Here is a 15,754-nt window from a genome sequence, read left to right as displayed (position 1 = left end):
ACCCGTCCGACTCGTTCCCGGCCAACTCCTCCCGTGACGGCGCGCCATCCGCGGATCGGCGACGTGCCGCGGCACTCTTCTTGGGCCCAACACCACGACGTTTCAGGTGCTCATCCATGACGACTCTTTCCGAACGCCTGCGGCGTTTCGTTGTCTCCTGCGTGGAACAACTGGAGGCAACCCACCTGCCCGGCTTCACCGTTCCCCGGGTATTCGGAGGCCACCAGGTGGGCGCCGACGTGCGGGCCGACCTCGCCTACACCCTGGGTTTCCTGCGCGAGGGCGGCGTGACCACCGTCGCGGGCATGTCCGTCGACGACGCGCTGCGCGCGGTGCTCGGCTCCCTGCCGGGGGACCAGGTCCACACCTTCTTCTCCTACCGCGTCGCGGAGACCGTGCGGCGCTACGGGGAGTTCGAGGGCAATCCGCTGCTGGCCCCCCTGACGGACCGGCAGCGCGAGGAGATCGCCAGGGCCTGCGACTCCCGCGGGCACCTGGAATTCCTCGCCACGCTGCCCCGGAACTACGCCGCGGTGCTCGCCCGCTGCGAGACGGCCCGCGCGTCGCTCGGCCTGCCCGTCGACGAGGCGGTGCTGGACGACCTCATGTCCCGGGTCACCGCCATGCTCACCGAGAATCCCGACGGCTACCTGGACGACTCGTCCGGCAGGCTCGGCAGGTTCGACATCTACTCCATCGACATCTACCTCTTCGCCGAACCGCTCGCGGACCGCCTGGGCCCGGTCTGGACCAAGGGCATGCGGAACGCCTTCCGGCTGGCGGAGGAGGTGGCCGCCCGCAACGGCGCGGCCGTCTCCTGGGGCCGCTCCGGCGGTGCCCTGGCCCAGTGCATCACCATCGAACTGGCCGGTCTCGCCGCGCGCACCGGACTGGTCGGCTCCCGCGCCACCCGGTCCTGGGTCTCCCGGGCCGAGGACGCCTTCCGCCACCTGAGCGCGTGGTTCCCCGGCGGGCTCATCGCCGCGCACCAGTACCGGTCCGCCGAGAGCTACCGGGGGACGCCGCGGCGCCTGCAGATGACCCTGGACTGCCTGGGCAAGCTGGCGGAGGCCGCGAACGGTCTCGGCGGCGCGACCGGACACCGCCCGCCGGCGGCCGAACGCGACGCCCTCACCTGGTTCGACGAGCCCCGCCGCGCCGGCGTGTGGACGTACCGCGGGCGGGACCTGGCCTTCGTGCTGCCCCTGGTGAGCGGCAGCGAGACGGACTACCTGGCGGTCCCCCGCAACCCCGGCCTCTTCGAAGTGCCGGTGAACAGCGACCTGGTGACCGGAATCCCCTTCGCCCTGCACGACGGGGAGCGGTACGTCCCGGCGGGCCTGCCCACCGAGGTGTCCAAGCCACCGGGCGGGCTCGGCATCACGCACGTGGGCTGGATTCCCGCGGGCCACAAGGAGATGGAGCCGCACCTGCGCGTGCTCGGCGGGAGCCGGCACGCCGAGTACCGGGCCGAGGGGCGCACGCTCCACGTGGAGGAGACGCTCGGCTTCGACACGGCGCCGCAGGCCCTCGCCTTCCAGGTCACCGAGCCGGTGGGGCGCCCGCTCGACGTGCGCTTGCGCGCCGGCGAGGGCGACCTGGCGACCTGCGTGGACACCTCGGGGCTGTCCGAATACCGCAGCTACTGGGGCGAGTTGCCCCGCACGCACCAGATCGACCTCACGCCGGGGACGCGGGTGCGCTTCGGCTGGTCGGTCACGCCGCTGCTGCGGGTGCTGAGTTCCTGCCACGGGCACGCCTACGACGCGTCGCTCTACGGCCCGCTGGCGGGGCGCGTGGCGGCGGGGCGCCTGCCCAGGGAGGTGCTCGCCGGGGACCACCGGGCGCTGGACTCGTGGGACCAGCTGCACGTCCACTGGCCCGAGGGCATGAACCTGCCGTGCGAGCTCGACCGCCACCTCGCCCTCATCGAGGGGCTGCGGGAACACGAGGTCAGGATCGTGTGGACCCAGCACAATCTCGTGCCGCACGACCGCTCCCCCGGCTGGGTTCCCATCTACCAGGCGTGGGCCGCCGCCGCCGACGCCGTCATCCACCACACGCCCTGGGGAATGGGCCGGGCCCGCGCCCGGTACCGGTACGGGGCACACACCCGGCACCACGTCATCCCGCACGGCCATTTCGGCGGGCTGATGAAGGACGTGGCCTCCGTCGACCGGCGGGCGGCGGAGCGGTCGCTCGGGCTGCGGCCGGGCGCCCTGCGGTTCGGCGTCATCGGAGCCCCCCGCGCGGAGAAGCGCGCCGACCTGGCGATGCGTGCGGTGGCGGCCTCCTCGCGGCAGGACATCGAGCTGCTCGTCCTGTCCCTGGCCCCGGGCCAGGTGCCGCCCGACGACCCGCGGATCGTCGCCCTCCCCTACGAGATGGTGCCGCGTGCGGAGTACAACCGCCGCCTGGCGACGATCGACGTGCTGATCATGCCCTTCGACACCGGCGAGATGCTGGCGACGGGCACCGTCGCGGACGCCATCGGCCTTGGCCTGCCCTCGCTGGTGTCCTCCTGGCCGTTCCTGACCGAGACCCTGGGCAAGGCGGGCATCCCCTACGGCGACACGGAGCGGGAGCTCACCGCCTGCCTCGACCGGCTCGACGAGGAGACGCTGCGTTCCGCCCGGGAGGCCGCCGAGGCGCTGAAGCCCCACTACGACTGGGAGCGCGTCGCCGAGCTCCACTTCGCCGTGCTCGAAGAGGTGGGCACGGCGAAGCTCTGAGTGCTCCGTCCGAGCGGCTCCCGCGACCGAGGAGGTACGCATGGCATTCCGTTCACTGCGGAAGTACACGCCCCTGGCCGGGCTCAGGAAATTACGTGAAGAGGTCCGCTGGCGCAGGAAGAAGAGGAGGCTGAAGCGGCGCGACCCGTTCCTTTACAAATAACGGCACAGTCAGGAGCCGCACAATGGTCACATGGGGCGTTTCCGCACTGTCTCACGATGCCGCGATAGCCGTGGTGGACGGCGACCGGGTCGTGTTCGCCTCCCATTCCGAACGGTATTCGCGCCGGAAGAACGACGCCGAACTCCACCCGGAACTCGTCGCGGAGGCGCTCGGGTTCGGCGAGCCGTCCACCCTCGTCTGGTACGAGCGCCCGCTGGTGAAGAAGCTCCGCCACCTCCGCGCCGGCCAGTACGGCTTCGCGCTGGGCGGCTCCGATCTCCCCCGGCGCTACCTGCGGCGCTTCCCGCTGCCGCCGTCGTACCGGTTCAGGGCCGTCGGCCACCATCTGTCGCACGCGGCGGCCGGCTTCTACACGAGCGGTTTCGACGACGCCTGCGTCATCACCGTCGACGGCATCGGCGAATGGGACTGCATGACGGTCGGGACGTTCGGGCCGAAGGGGCACCGCTTCCATCGCAGGACCCGGTACCCGCACAGCCTCGGGCTCCTGTACAGCGCCTTCACCCGCCGCTGCGGCTTCAAGCCGAACGAGGAGGAGTTCATCGTGATGGGCCTGGCCGGATTCGGCCGGCCCCGGCACGTCGACGCGATCTACGACGAGTTCGTCGAGCGGTCCGACGGCGACTACCGGCTGAAGCGGAACGTGCACCGGGGCATCGGCGACTGGCTGCCCCGGGCGGCCCCCGAGGACCTCGCGGCGAGCATCCAGGCGGTGACCGAGGAGATACTCGTCGACATCGCCCGCTGGGGGAGGCGGGAATCGGGAAGCGACAACCTGGTCCTGATGGGCGGGGTGGCCCTCAACTGCGTCGCCAATTCCCGGATCGCGCGGGAGGCCGGCTTCGCGCGGGTCTCCATCTTTCCCAACCCCGGCGACGCGGGCTCCAGCCTGGGCGCGGTGGCGGCGTTCCTCGGCAGGCCCCTGCGCTGGGACGGGCCCTACCTGGGGGCCCTCATCGACCGGCCGTACGCGCACCGGGCGGTGCTCGAAGGGCTGCTCGGCGGCGAGGTGGTCGGCGTCGCCAACGGAAGGGCGGAGTTCGGCCCGCGTGCCCTGGGCAACCGGTCCGTGCTCTGTGACCCGCGTGGCCCCGAGGTGAAGGACAAGGTCAACGCGATCAAGGGGCGGGAGCCGTTCCGCCCCTTTGCCCCGGCCGTGCTGGAGGAGCATGCCGACGCGTATTTCGACATGCCGGTGAAACGGTCCCCCTACATGCAGTTCGTGGCGCCGTGCCGGCGGCCCGACCTGTTTCCCGCGATCACGCACGTGGACGGGACCAGCCGGGTGCAGACGGTGTCGCGCTCGGCCAACCCCGCCTTCTACGAGCTGATCGAGGCGTTTTACCAGCGGACCGGCTGTCCCATGCTGCTGAACACCAGTCTGAACAAAAAGGGCGAGCCACTCGTCAATTCGTGGGAGGATGCGATGAATTTCAGCGCGGCTACCGGGATCAGGGTCTTCTGATGGCGGCGGCGAGCCCGGTGCGGCTGCTCGTGGTCAACGGCTGCAGCATGACGTTCGGCGATGAACTCCCCAACCGGCTGGAGACCTGCTGGGGCGCGCTTCTGGCCCGCAGGCTCGGCGCCGACTTCGTCAACCTGGGGGCCTGCGCCGGAAGCAATCACCGGATGATGCGGCTCACCGTCGAGCGCCTCGGCGGCTACACGGCCGAGCGCGGCCTGCGCCCCGACGAGGTGCTCTTTCTCGGCATGTGGTCGCGGATCAACCGATTCGAGGTGTTCGCCGGCGAGCCCGACCGGCAGGGCGGGCTCCCGGACATACCCGACCCGGGGTGGTGCCGCCTCCACCCGACCTACATCGACCGCCACGACCGGAGATCGACCGTCTGGTACAAGGAGCTCCAGCACGACTCGGGGGACCGGGTGGAGTTCCTGCTCCAGTGGGTCCTGCTGGACTCCTGGCTCGCGCGCAACGGGTACCGGTACGGCTTCCTGTGGGCGTTCGATCCCGACCCGACGATCTTCGAGGAACTGCGCCCGTACAGCGAGCAGATCGACCTCTCCCGCGTGATCGGCTCCGACCGCTTCCCCTACGGGGGGCCGTCCGTCTTCTCCGTCGGCAAGGCGCTCGGCGACCTGGGCCCCTACCGCCATCCCCTGGTGCGCTCGCAGGAGGTGTTCGTGGAGGAGTACGTGGACGGCTGGGTGCGGGACCTGCTGAGGCGGGAGCCGTCCGCACCCTCCCCTGCCCGGCGGCGGGGCGCCTGAGGCACGCACCCGCGGTCCCCGTGACCCCGCGGTCCCCGCGGGACCGGCGCACGGGGCCGGAGGCGCTCCTCGCGGGGCGGCGGGTGGGGCCCTCGCGTGCCGGCGCACGCGGACGGCCCGCACCCGCCGCCCCGCCCGGGCGCTCAGTGCGCGGGCACGCCCATCAGCTCCGCGGTCCGCGGCTTCAGCACGCGGCGGACGGCGGGCGGGAGGTCGTCCCATCCCCAGTGCGGCGGCACCTCGGGCGTGGTGTACGCGGTGTGGATGCTGCGCCTGGGGGCGTCGGACCGGTTCAGGGTGCCGCCGTGCAGAAGGTGGGAGTTGTGCACCACGACCGAGCCGCGGGGGGCGAGGGCCAGGCGCTCGTCCGGGTGCGCACGCAGCGGGTCCTCGCACCGGGAGAGGAACGGCTCGCCGCTGAGGTGGCTGCCGGGAATGAGCCGCGTCGCGCCGTTGACCTCGGTGAAGGCGTCCAGGCACCAGATGGTGTTGGCCTTGGTGAAGGGGCGGCCGCGGCGGCGCTTGAGGTCGTGCAGTGGCTGGTTCCCGTGCCCCGGGTCCGAGCGCCTGCCGAGGATGCGGTTCAGCCGGATGCCGGGGCCGAGGACGGCGCGGACGGCCTCGAGCACCCGCGGCTCCGCGACGCACCGTTCGAAGACCGTGGAGTACCGCAGCAGGTTCGGCACGAACCGGACGCCGGGCTCGTAGCTGTGGGTCTCGCCGAGCCGCTCGTCGACCCAGATCTCGTCGACCGTCCTGCTGAGGAGATCGCACTCCTCCTCGGACAGGACGCCGGGGAGGATGACGTATCCCTCCTCCTCGATGGAGCGGCGCTGTTCCCCGGTCAGACCCGATGCGGACAGGCCGTCCTGGACCCCGAATGTCTCGCTCACGTTCTGGCACCTCCTCAGGGGTGCGCGAGGACGCCGGGGCCGGCGGGGCCGCCGGTTCCCCGAAGGGCCGTCCGTCGCGCCTTTCCCTGAGGTTGCCATAATTGGCAACCTCAGGCAAACTACTGTCCACGACGTGACCAGGTGGGCGCCGGCCGCGACGCGGCCCGAGGCGAGGGGGGTTCCGTGCGACCGGACCCGCAGGGGAGAGCAGGGGACGCGTGCCCCACCGGAGACGAGGGCCTGCACACGCGCGTCTCCCGGATGGCCGCCGCCAGGCCCGGCAAGCCGGCGCTCGTCCACGGTCCGCGGACGACGACGTACGGCGAACTGGACGCCACGGCCGACTCCTGGGCGGCGCGGCTCGCCGAGGCGGGCGCCGGGCCGGGTTCCCTCGTCCCGATCCTCCTGCCGCGCGGCCCGCGCCTGGTCACCGCCCTCCTTGCCGTGCTGAAGACCGGCGCGGCCTACTCGCTCCTGGACCCGGACTGGCCCCCGATCCGGCTGGCGGAGGTCTGCGCCCGGCTGCGCGCCCCGCTCCTGGTGTCCGACGCGCCGCCCGCGGGTCCCGGCCTGCCGGCGTGGGCACCGCCCCGGGAGCCGCTCCCGCCGCCGCCCGGCTTCCGGCCCGCCGCAGTGCGCGGCGCCGACCCCTGCACGGTCTTCTTCACCTCGGGAACGACCGGCACGCCCAAGGGAGTCGTGAGCCCGCACCGGGCGACCGCCCGCCTCTTTCGGCCCGGTGGCTTCGCCCGCTTCGGCGCCGACACCGTCACGGCGCTGGCCGCCCCCGTGCCGTGGGACGCGTTCTCCTTCGAACTGTGGTCCGCCCTGCTGAACGGCGGCACCTGCGTGATCGTGGCGGAGCCCTACCTCTCCCCCGCGGCCCTGCGCACCGCGGTGACCCGGCACGGGACGACCACGGTCTGGCTCACCAGCAGCCTGTTCAACATGGTCGTGGACGAGGACCCGGACGCGTTCACCGGCCTGCGTCAGGTCCTGACCGGCGGCGAGCGCCTGTCCGCGCCGCACGTCCGCCGGTTCCTCGCGCGCCACCCCGGCCTCACGCTCCTCAACGGCTACGGGCCCGTCGAGAGCACCGTCTTCGCCACCACCCACCGCATCACCGCGGCGGACTGCGATCGGCCCTCCGGCATCCCGCTCGGCCGGCCCGTCCCCGGCACCGAGGTCTGCGTGGCCAGGGGAGACCGGGTGTGCGCCCCGGGCGAGACCGGCGAGATCTGCATCGCGGGCGAGGGGCTGGCCCTGCGCTACCTCGGGGCGGGGGCCCTGACGGAGCGGAGGTTCCGCACGCTGCGCCTGGGCGGGCGGGAGACGCGTGTCTACCGCAGCGGCGACCTCGGGTTCCTCGACGCCGACGGCCTCCTCCACTACCTGGGCCGGGCGGACCGGCAGCTGAAGGTCCGGGGGCACCGGATCGAGCCCGCCGAGGTCGAACGCGGGGTGGAGCGCGCGCTGCCCGCGGTGAAGTACTGCCGGGTGCTGGGCAGGACCGACGACTCGGGCACGGTCCGCGACCTCGTCGCCTTCTGCGTTCCGGCGCAGCCCGGCGACCCGCTGGAGGGCGCGGCGGCGGCGCTGCACGCCGCGCTGCCCGCCTACCAGCGGCCCGCCGCCGTCGTGAGCGTGGCCGGCTTCCCGACGACCGCACGCGGAAAGCTCGACGAACGGGCGCTGCTCGCCCTGGTGCCCGGGCCGCCGCCCGCCGCCGGGCCGCCCGCCGGCGAGCCGCCCGCCGGCGGCCCGCGCGGCGCCGACCCCGTGCTGCGGGCGGTGTCGGGGGTCTTCCGCTCCGTCCTGGGGCGGGAGCAGGTGCCGCTCGACGTCCCGTTCACCGCGCTGGGCGGGACCTCGCTCGACGCCGGCCGCGTGTGCGCCCGGCTCACCCGGGCGCTTGCCCGTCCCGTTCCCCTCTCCCTGCTGGCCGCGCACCCCACCGCGGCCGGCCTGGCGGGCCGGCTGCGTGCGGCGCAGCCGCCCCCGCGGCCCGAGGCCACGGCCGGCGGCGCCGTGCCGCTGACACCCCTGCAGGTCGTCTACCTGACCCGGCACCTGGCGCTTCCCGGCGACCGCACCTCCCACTGCCTGCTCACCTGGGTCGTCGAGGGGGAGCTGGACCGCGCGGCGCTCCGCGGCGCCGTCCGCGCCGTCCACCGGCGGCACGAGGCGCTGCACTCCGTATACGTCCCCGACCCGCGGCCGTCCGCCCTCCCCGCCGACGTGCCGGCCCCCTCGCTTGAGGTGCTGCCCGCGGCGGCGGGCACCGACGCGGCGATCCGGGCCCTCCGCGACCGGCTGCGGGGGGAACTCGACCCGCTCGGCGGCGAGGTGTGGCGCACCGCCCTCGTCCCGGTCGCCGGGAGCCGCGTCGCGGTGTTCGGGTGCGTGGTGCACCACATCGCCTTCGACGGCTGGTCGGAGGCCGTGCTGGCCGGGGACCTCGCCGCGGCCTACAACGCGGCCCGCGAGGGCCGTAAGCCCCCCGGCCCGCTCCCGCCCTCCCTGGCCGAGCTCCACGCGGCGCGCGCCGGGGCCGGGCCGGCGGCCGGGCAACTCGACGAGCTGGTCCGCGAGCTGACGGGCGTTCCGCCGCTCGCCTGGCCGGCCGGCCCCGGCGGGCAGGATCCGGGCGGGCACGGTTCCGGCGGGGACGGCGCCCCGGGCGGGCGCGAACCCGGCGCGCGGGAGCGGTTCTCGGTGTCCTTTCCGCCCGGCGTGCTCCCGGGCGTCGACGCGCTCGCCGCGCGCGCGGGCGTCACGCGCTTCGCCGTCCTCCTGTCCCAGTGGGCGGCGAGCCTCGCGGAGACCACGGGGCAGCGGGACTTCGCGGTGGGCGTCCCGGTCGCGCAGCGCTGGGCGCAGGGAGCGGAGCGCATGGTCGGCTGCCACCTCACCGTCGTCTGCCTCCGGCTGCGGGGCGCGGCGCTCGGGGGCGACGCCGCCGCGGTGGCCGAGACCGGCCGCCTGGTCCGCCGGGCCCTCGCCGCGCAGGACGTGTCCTTCGCCGAGGTGCTCGCCTCGCTGGCCCCGCCGGGGAATCACCGGCCCCCCGTCTACCAGACCCTGTTCGCGCTGCAGGACAACGCGAGCCCGCGCCTGGAACTGGCGGGAGCGCGGAGCCGTTTCGTGCGGCAGCCGTATCTGGAGCTCCCGCTTGAGCTCCACAGCGAGTTCTGGCCCGGCCCCGGCGGCGGGCTGCGGCTCGAGGTGTCCTTCAGGACCGGGGCCGTGCCGCCCGGGGCCGCCGGGGAGCTGACGAGGCGCCTGACCGAGCGGCTGCACGCGTCGGCGCGGGCGGAGGCGGCATGACCGAGGCCCCGGCGCCGCCGCGGCGGCTCCTCGACGGCGCGCTGCACGCCTCGGGCGGCGCCCACGCGGTGTGGACGTGGATGCGCGCGCACGCGCCCGTGCACCACCAGCCGCCGACGGAATACCCCGCCTTCTGGTCGCTGACCCGCTACGAGGACATTCGCGCCGTATACCGCGACACCGGGACGTTCAGCTCCGAGCGCGGCGTCCTGCTGCGCCCGTGCCGGCTCGGCGAGGACCCGGGCGGCGGCCTGACGCTCGCGCTCACCGACCCGCCGCGCCACCGGCGGATACGGGCCCTGATGGCGGGTTTCTTCGGCGTCCGTGCCGTGCGCGGACTCGGCGGCGCGTTGCAGACGACGGCCAGGAGGCTGGTGGCCGAGGCGGTCGAGCGGGGTTCGTGCGACGTCGCGCAGGACATCGCCGGCCGGCTGTCCCTCTCCGCGATCTGCCGGATCATGGGCTTTCCCGAGGCCGACCACGAGCGGCTGTACCGCTGGACCAACGAGGTCTTCCACGCCCACACCTCGCTGGTGGCCCATCCCGGTCTCCTGGAGTACTTCTCGGAGCGGCTGGCCAGGAGTCTCAAGGAGCCGGGCGACGACCTGGTGAGCGCGCTCGTCCACGGCACGGTGGACGGCGCGCCGCTCACCGAGCAGGAGCTCATCCTCAACTGGGAGAACCTCATCGGCGCCACGGAGAACGGGCGGCTGGCCCTGATCGGCGGGATGCTGGCGTTCCTGGAACACCCCGGCGAGTGGGAGCGCCTGCGCCGGGACCGCGGCCTGATGCCCGGCGCCCTGGAGGAGGTCCTGCGCTGGACGTCGAGCGCGACGCACAGCATGCGGACCGCCACCCGCCCGCACACCATCCGCGGCCGGCGCATCGAGGCGGGCGAACGCGTCGTCCTGTGGCTGCCGTCGGCCAACCGCGACGAGAGCGTCTTCCGCGATCCGTTCCGGTTCGACATCTCCCGCTCCCCGAACCGCCACCTGGCGCTCGCGGCGGGCCCCCACCACTGCATCGGCGGCCCCCTGGCCCGCGCCGGGATGTCCGCCCTCTTCGGGGAACTCCTCGACACGGTGCGCGCCATCGAGCCGGGCGGCCCGGTGGTGCGCCTGCGTTCGGTCGCCGTCGGCGGCCCTGAGTCCCTGCCCGTCCGGATGACCGCCCGGTGAGGCGGCCGCCCCGCCCGGGCGGCGCCTGAGCCGCCGGATCACCGCCCCGCCCCTGCCGCCACGACCCGAGGGAGCACCGCCTCATGGACACCACGCGCCAGGAACCGTCCCCGGGGACCCCGGCGCCCCCGCCGCTCGACCGCGAACTGGCGGGGCCGCTGCGCCGCATCCTCGGCCGCCTGCCCATGCCGCTGACGCCGGAGCTCGTCGAGGACAGGCGGTCCAGGACCGCGGCTTCGCTCCTGTCCGACGAGGACATCGCCCGCGGCGGCGCGTTCTCCGTCGCGGAGGTGACCGTCCCGCGCGGCGGGGCGGCCCCGGGCCTTCCCCTGCTGATCTGCCGGCCCACGGCGGCCACCGGGCCCGTTCCGGCGATCTACCACACCCACGGCGGCGGCATGGTCGCCGGAAGCCCGCGCGGCACGGAGCTGGTGGGCGAACTCGACCGCGCCCAGGAACTCGGCCTGGCCGTGGTGGCCGTGGACTACCGGCTCGCGCCCGAGCACCGGGACCCGGTGCCGGTGGAGGACTGCTACGCCGGTCTGTGCTGGCTCGCGCGGAACGCCGCCGGTCTCGGGATCGACCGGGACCGGATCGTGCTCAGCGGCAACAGCGCGGGCGGGGCGCTGGCCGCGGGCCTGGCCCTGCTCTCCCGGGACCGCGGCGGGCCGGCGGTGCGCGGCCAGCTGCTCCAGTTCCCCATGCTGGACGACAGGGGCGACAGCTTCTCCGCGCGGCAGATGGCGCGCACGGGCCTGTGGGACGGCCTGTCCAACCGGGCCGGGTGGACCGCGCTGCTCGGAAACCGCAGGGGCACCGGCGGCGTCTCCTGTTACGCGGCCCCGGCGCGGGCGGCCGACCTGTCCGGGCTGCCGTGGGCCTTCGTCGAGGTCGGCTCCGTGGAGGCGCTGCGCGACGAGGGCATCGCCTACGCCTCCCGGATCTGGCAGGCCGGCGGGCGGGCCGAACTGCACGTGTGGTCAGGGGCCTTCCACAGCTTCGACGAGTGGGTGCCGGGGGCCGTGGTCTCCCGCGCCGCGCACGGCGCCCGGGTGGCGTGGCTGCGCCGGGTGCTGTCGGCCTGAGGGCCGGGCCCGCGGCCGTGGGCGGGGCGCACGCTCCCGCCCACGGCCGCCGCCCGCGCGGGCCGTGCGGGTCACTCCGCGGGCCGCAGGATCACCGTGCCGACGTCCACGTTCCCCGGCCGGTCGAGCGCCTGCACGATGCTGCCCGCGACCTCCTCCGCCGTCAGCGCGGGCCCCTCGGGGAAGGGACCCACCGGGTCCCAGAACGGCGTCCGCACGCGGCCTGGGGCGACCAGCGTCACGCCGACCCCGTCCCTGGCCGCCATGAGCCGGGTGTTCTCGGCGAGCGCGGTCTGCGCCCACTTCGTCACCCCGTAGAGGCTGCCGGCGGAGTGGCTGAACCCGGCGATGCCGCCGACGAGCACGAACCGCCCGCGGGTTTCCCGCAGCGCGGGCAGCGCGGCCCTGACGAGCAGGGCCGGGCCCAGGACGTTCGTCAGGATCATCTCGCGCCACCTGGCGGGGTCGCCGTCCGCGAGGTTGTCGAAGCTGGAGACACCGGCGCTCGCGACGACGGCGTCGAGCCGCCCGAACTCCTTGACCGTGGCCTCCACGGCCGACCGGACGGCGGCGAAGTCGGCGGTGTCGCCCGGGCAGGTGCGCAGCGAGGCCGGCCGGCCGAGTTCCGCGGCGAACCGGTCGAGGCGCCCCACGTCGCGCCCGGTGACGGTCACCCGGTGCCCCCGGCCCAGCAGCAGCCGGGCGGTGGCGGCGCCGATGCCGCTGGAGCCGCCGGTGATCAGCGCCACCGGGGCGGGGTCCTGGGCCTGCGTGTCCGATCCCACGTGTTTCCCTCCCTGGCGGGCTCCCGGCGGGCACCCTAGTTGCCATAAACGACTCTGCATATTGCCATGAATTGCCTAACCCGGCAACATTGAGGGGACGCACGGAGGTCCGCCCGGGCGCCCGCGGGCAGCGCGAGCGGCACGCCGGCGGCCGGCATGGCCCGCACCGACGACGGGAGTGGCGAGATGGCGCGCGACCGATCCCTTGACATCGCGGTCACCGGTCTCTTCGCCCGGTTCCCCGGCGCGCCCGGCGTCGACGCGTGGTGGCCGGCCCTCCTCGACGGCCGGGTACTGACCAGGCGGTACGAACGGGACGAGCTGCTCGGCGCGGGAGTGCCGCAACGGCTCGTCGACGACCCGGACTACGTGCCCGTCCACGGCCATCTGCCCGGCGCCGACCGCTTCGACCACGTGCTCTTCCGCCTCTCTCCGCGGGAGGCGGAGCTGATGGACCCTCAGCACCGGCTGATGCTGGAGGCGGCCTGGGCGGCGCTCGAGGACGCCGGCGCGGGACCGCCGGGCGGGGGCATGACGACCGGCGTGTACGCCTCCTCGAGCAGCAGCGGCTATCTCCACCGGATGCTGGCGCGCGGCGCGCTCGACCCGCTGACCCTGGAGGACGCGCTGCACGGCAACGAGCCGGACTTCACGGCCGGCCTGCTGTCCTACCGGCTGGGGCTGACCGGCCCCTCGGCCGCCGTCCAGACCGCCTGCTCCTCCTCCCTGGTCGCCGTGCACCTGGCCGTCCAGGCGCTGCTCCACGGCGACTGCGACCAGGCCCTGGTCGTGGCGGCGGGCATCGCCTTCCCCCAAGCGGGGTACCTGCACGTGCCCGGCGGCATCCACTCCCCCTCGGGCCGCTGCCTGCCGTTCGACGAGCGGGCCGACGGCGTCGTGGCAGGGTCGGGCGTCGCGGCCGTGGTGCTGCGCCGGCTGTCCGAGGCGCTCGCGGAGGGCCTGGAGCCGCACGGCGTGATCCTCGGCACGGCGGTCAACAACGACGGTGCGGCGAGGGCCGGTTACTACGCGCCGTCCGCGCAGGGGCAGGAGGCCGTGATCCGGGCCGCCCTGCGGGCCGCCGAGGTGGACGGCGGCAGCGTCGGCTATCTGGAGGCGCATGCCACGGGCACGCGGCTCGGCGACCCCATCGAGTGGTCCGCCGCCTCCGGCGCCCTCGGCGCGGCGGGCTCGCGCCCCGGTCAGGTGGCCGTGGGGGCGCTCAAGGCGAACATCGGGCACCTCGACAACGCCGCGGGCCTCGCCTCGCTGATCAAGGCGATGCGGGTGGTCAAGGAGGGAACCGTCCCGCCGGTGGCCGGTTTCCGCCGGCTGAACCCGTTGCTGGAGACGGACGGCTCCCCGCTGTTCGTCCCGGACCTGGCACGGCCCTGGAGCGGCCCGCTGCCCCGGCGGGCGGGGGTCAGCTCCTTCGGCATCGGCGGCACCAACGCGCACGTGGTCGTCGAGGAGCCCCCGCGGCCTGCCCCGAGCCGGGCCCCTGCCGCGGGTCCCGCGAGGCTGATCGTCCTGTCCACGGCCGAGCCCGGGGCGCTGGAGCGCTCCGCCGGGCGGCTCCGTGCCCACCTGGCGTCGGCGCGTCCCGAGGTCTCCGACGTGGCCTTCACCCTGGCCGCGGGGCGAGCCGCCCTGCCCGAGCGGCTGGCCGTCGCCGGGCGCACCGCCGCCGCGGTCGCCGCGCGCCTCGCCGAAGGGGCGGGCGCCGTCACCGGCCGGGTCCCCGCCGGCGGCCCGGCTCCGCTCGTGTTCCTCTTCCCCGGCCAGGGCGCCCAGCGTCCCGGCATGGCACTCCCGTTCGCCGAGGTGCTGCCCGGGTTTCCGGCCGCGCTCGGCGCCTGCCTGGACGCGTTCGGCTCCGCCGCAGGGCCGTTGCGCCGTGCCCTGCTCGATCCGCACTTCCCGGCCGCGGAGCTCGCGGCGACCGAACTGGCGCAACCGGCCCTGTTCGCCGTCGAGTACGCGGCGGCCACCGCCCTGACCGCGCTCGGCATCGCGCCCGCGGCCGCGGTCGGCCACAGCCTCGGCGAGATCACCGCGGCCTGCGTGTGCGGCGTCCTCGGCCTGGCCGAGGCGGCGCGGCTGGTGCTGACGCGCGGCGCGGCCATGGCGAAGTGCCCGCCAGGCGCCATGCTCGGCCTGGGCTGTGACGCGGCGACGGCCGCGCGGCTGGTGGCGGAGTCCGGGATCTGCCTTGAGGTGGCCTCGGACAACGGCCCGCACAGCAGCGCGCTGTCGGGCACCGAGGCGGCCGTCGAGGCGTTCGGGGCGTGGCTCGGGGACCGGGTGCGCGCCACGCGGCTCCGGGTGGACCGGGCGTACCACTCGGCCCTCATCGAACCCGCCCTCCCCGGCCTGGCCGAGGAGCTCTCGGGCCTGCTGCCGCGCCCGGCGGCGGTGCCGTTCGCCAGTACCGGCACCGGGCGGCTCGTCGAGGCGGGCGAGCGGATCGCCTCCCGCGCCTTCCTGCGGCAGACGCGCGGCACGGTGCGGTTCGCGGAGGCGCTGGCGGCGGTCGCCCGGCACCTCCCCGGGGCGATCGCGGTGGAGGCCGGACCCGGCCGGGTGCTCTCGGCCGCGGCCACCGACGCGGGCATCACCGCCGTCCCCCTGGCCGGGGCAGGCGCCGGGCGGCACGGCGAGGAGGTGCTCACCGCGCTGGGGCGCCTGTGGTGCCTGGGGCAGCCCCTCGACGTCGCGGCGCTGAACGGCCGGGGCCGGCGCGTCCACCTGCCCGGCTACCCCTTCGCCGGGCCCGCCTGGCTCGCGCCCGAGGCCGCCCCCGGGCCGCCCGGCCCGCAGGGACCCGCCGCGCCGCACCGCCCGGCGGCGGCGACGCCCGCCGTGGCCGGTCCCGAGGGGCCCGGTCCCGAGGGGCCCGGTCCCGAGGGGCCCGGTCCCGAGGGGCCCGGTCCCGAGGGGGCCGCCGCACCGGGCGGCGGCGCGGCGCCCGAGGACGCCGCCGCGACGCTCGCGGGCCTGTGGCGGCAGCTGCTCGGGCACGAGGAGCTGGACGAGACGTCGGACTTCTTCGAACTCGGCGGTGACTCGCTGCTGGTGACGCACCTCGTCCGCGAGGTACGGCAGCGGCTCGGCGTCCGGGTGCCGATCCGGCCGATGCTGGCCGGCCGGACCCTGGGCCGCCAGACGGCCATCGTCCTGGACTCGATGGCTCCGCCGGCGGCGCCGGCCGGGGCCGCCGCCCACGAGCGGGGCGCACAGCGCGACTAGGTCTTTTGTCCGTCCTTCAACCAGCGGAGGAGAAATGGTGTCATCGGCAGAGCGCGGCGCCGCGCCGCCAGGCCCGGCGGTCGCCGGCCCAC

9 protein-coding genes are annotated in these 15,754 nt (G+C 75.3%); 7 read left to right on the top strand and 2 right to left on the bottom strand.

The features are described from left to right. Positions 1-116 precede the first annotated feature (116 nt). The 3 genes from D7294_RS07275 to D7294_RS07265 all read left to right on the top strand — a co-directional run bounded on the left by D7294_RS07275 (position 117) and on the right by D7294_RS07265 (position 5,145). Positions 117-2,732: a glycosyltransferase family protein gene (locus D7294_RS07275; RefSeq protein WP_147450783.1), complete on the top strand. Its 2,616-nt coding sequence runs from the start codon at positions 117-119 to the stop codon at positions 2,730-2,732. A 185-nt stretch (positions 2,733-2,917) separates the two neighbouring features. Continuing rightward, positions 2,918-4,381: a carbamoyltransferase family protein gene (locus D7294_RS07270; protein WP_120676744.1), complete on the top strand. Its 1,464-nt coding sequence runs from the start codon at positions 2,918-2,920 to the stop codon at positions 4,379-4,381. Beyond that, positions 4,381-5,145: a DUF6071 family protein gene (locus D7294_RS07265; RefSeq protein WP_120676742.1), complete on the top strand. Its 765-nt coding sequence runs from the start codon at positions 4,381-4,383 to the stop codon at positions 5,143-5,145. The genes D7294_RS07270 and D7294_RS07265 overlap by 1 nt, the downstream gene beginning before the upstream one ends. A 143-nt stretch (positions 5,146-5,288) precedes the next feature. Here the strand turns inward: D7294_RS07265 and D7294_RS07260 are convergent, their stop codons facing one another. Next, a complete protein-coding gene (locus D7294_RS07260) occupies positions 5,289-6,038 on the bottom strand; it encodes a phytanoyl-CoA dioxygenase family protein (RefSeq protein WP_158674576.1) in 750 nt (249 codons plus the stop codon). 183 nt (positions 6,039-6,221) lie between these two features. Here D7294_RS07260 and D7294_RS07255 point away from each other — a divergent pair, with 183 nt between their 5' ends. The 3 genes from D7294_RS07255 (at position 6,222) to D7294_RS07245 (ending at position 11,628) form a co-directional block, all read left to right on the top strand. Next, positions 6,222-9,365 (top strand): AMP-binding protein, encoded by a 3,144-nt coding sequence (locus D7294_RS07255; protein ID WP_206619473.1) that lies wholly within the window; start codon positions 6,222-6,224, stop codon positions 9,363-9,365. Further along, positions 9,362-10,543, top strand: coding sequence for a cytochrome P450 (locus D7294_RS07250; RefSeq protein WP_120676736.1), 1,182 nt, complete (start codon positions 9,362-9,364; stop codon positions 10,541-10,543). The genes D7294_RS07255 and D7294_RS07250 overlap by 4 nt, the downstream gene beginning before the upstream one ends. Before the next feature lie 83 nt (positions 10,544-10,626). Beyond that, complete coding sequence (locus D7294_RS07245; protein ID WP_120676734.1) at positions 10,627-11,628, top strand: alpha/beta hydrolase; 1,002 nt, start codon at positions 10,627-10,629, stop codon at positions 11,626-11,628. A 71-nt stretch (positions 11,629-11,699) separates the two neighbouring features. Here D7294_RS07245 and D7294_RS07240 read toward each other — a convergent pair whose 3' ends face one another. Then, positions 11,700-12,413 carry an SDR family oxidoreductase gene (locus tag D7294_RS07240; protein ID WP_241562168.1) on the bottom strand — a complete coding sequence of 238 codons (714 nt, stop codon included), beginning with the start codon at positions 12,411-12,413 and terminating at the stop codon, positions 11,700-11,702. Between the two features lie 186 nt (positions 12,414-12,599). Between D7294_RS07240 and D7294_RS07235 the strand changes: the two genes are divergently transcribed. After that, positions 12,600-15,662, top strand: coding sequence for a type I polyketide synthase (locus tag D7294_RS07235; protein WP_120677122.1), 3,063 nt, complete (start codon positions 12,600-12,602; stop codon positions 15,660-15,662). The last annotated feature ends 92 nt before the right edge of the window (positions 15,663-15,754 follow it).

Origin of the sequence: Streptomyces hoynatensis (genome assembly GCF_003626535.1) — a bacterium.
In the GTDB taxonomy this organism is placed as follows: Bacteria; Actinomycetota; Actinomycetes; order Streptomycetales; family Streptomycetaceae; genus Streptomyces; species Streptomyces hoynatensis.
Note: the sequence above shows the minus strand (reverse complement) of the source record. Positions and strands in the feature narration are given on the sequence as shown.

Coding starts and splice junctions, on each gene's coding strand:
- D7294_RS07275 (WP_147450783.1), top strand. CDS start 117: ATGACGACTCTTTCCGAACGCCTGCGGCGTTTCGTTGTCTCCTGCGTG.
- D7294_RS07270 (WP_120676744.1), top strand. CDS start 2,918: ATGGTCACATGGGGCGTTTCCGCACTGTCTCACGATGCCGCGATAGCC.
- D7294_RS07265 (WP_120676742.1), top strand. CDS start 4,381: ATGGCGGCGGCGAGCCCGGTGCGGCTGCTCGTGGTCAACGGCTGCAGC.
- D7294_RS07250 (WP_120676736.1), top strand. CDS start 9,362: ATGACCGAGGCCCCGGCGCCGCCGCGGCGGCTCCTCGACGGCGCGCTG.
- D7294_RS07245 (WP_120676734.1), top strand. CDS start 10,627: ATGGACACCACGCGCCAGGAACCGTCCCCGGGGACCCCGGCGCCCCCG.
- D7294_RS07235 (WP_120677122.1), top strand. CDS start 12,600: ATGGCGCGCGACCGATCCCTTGACATCGCGGTCACCGGTCTCTTCGCC.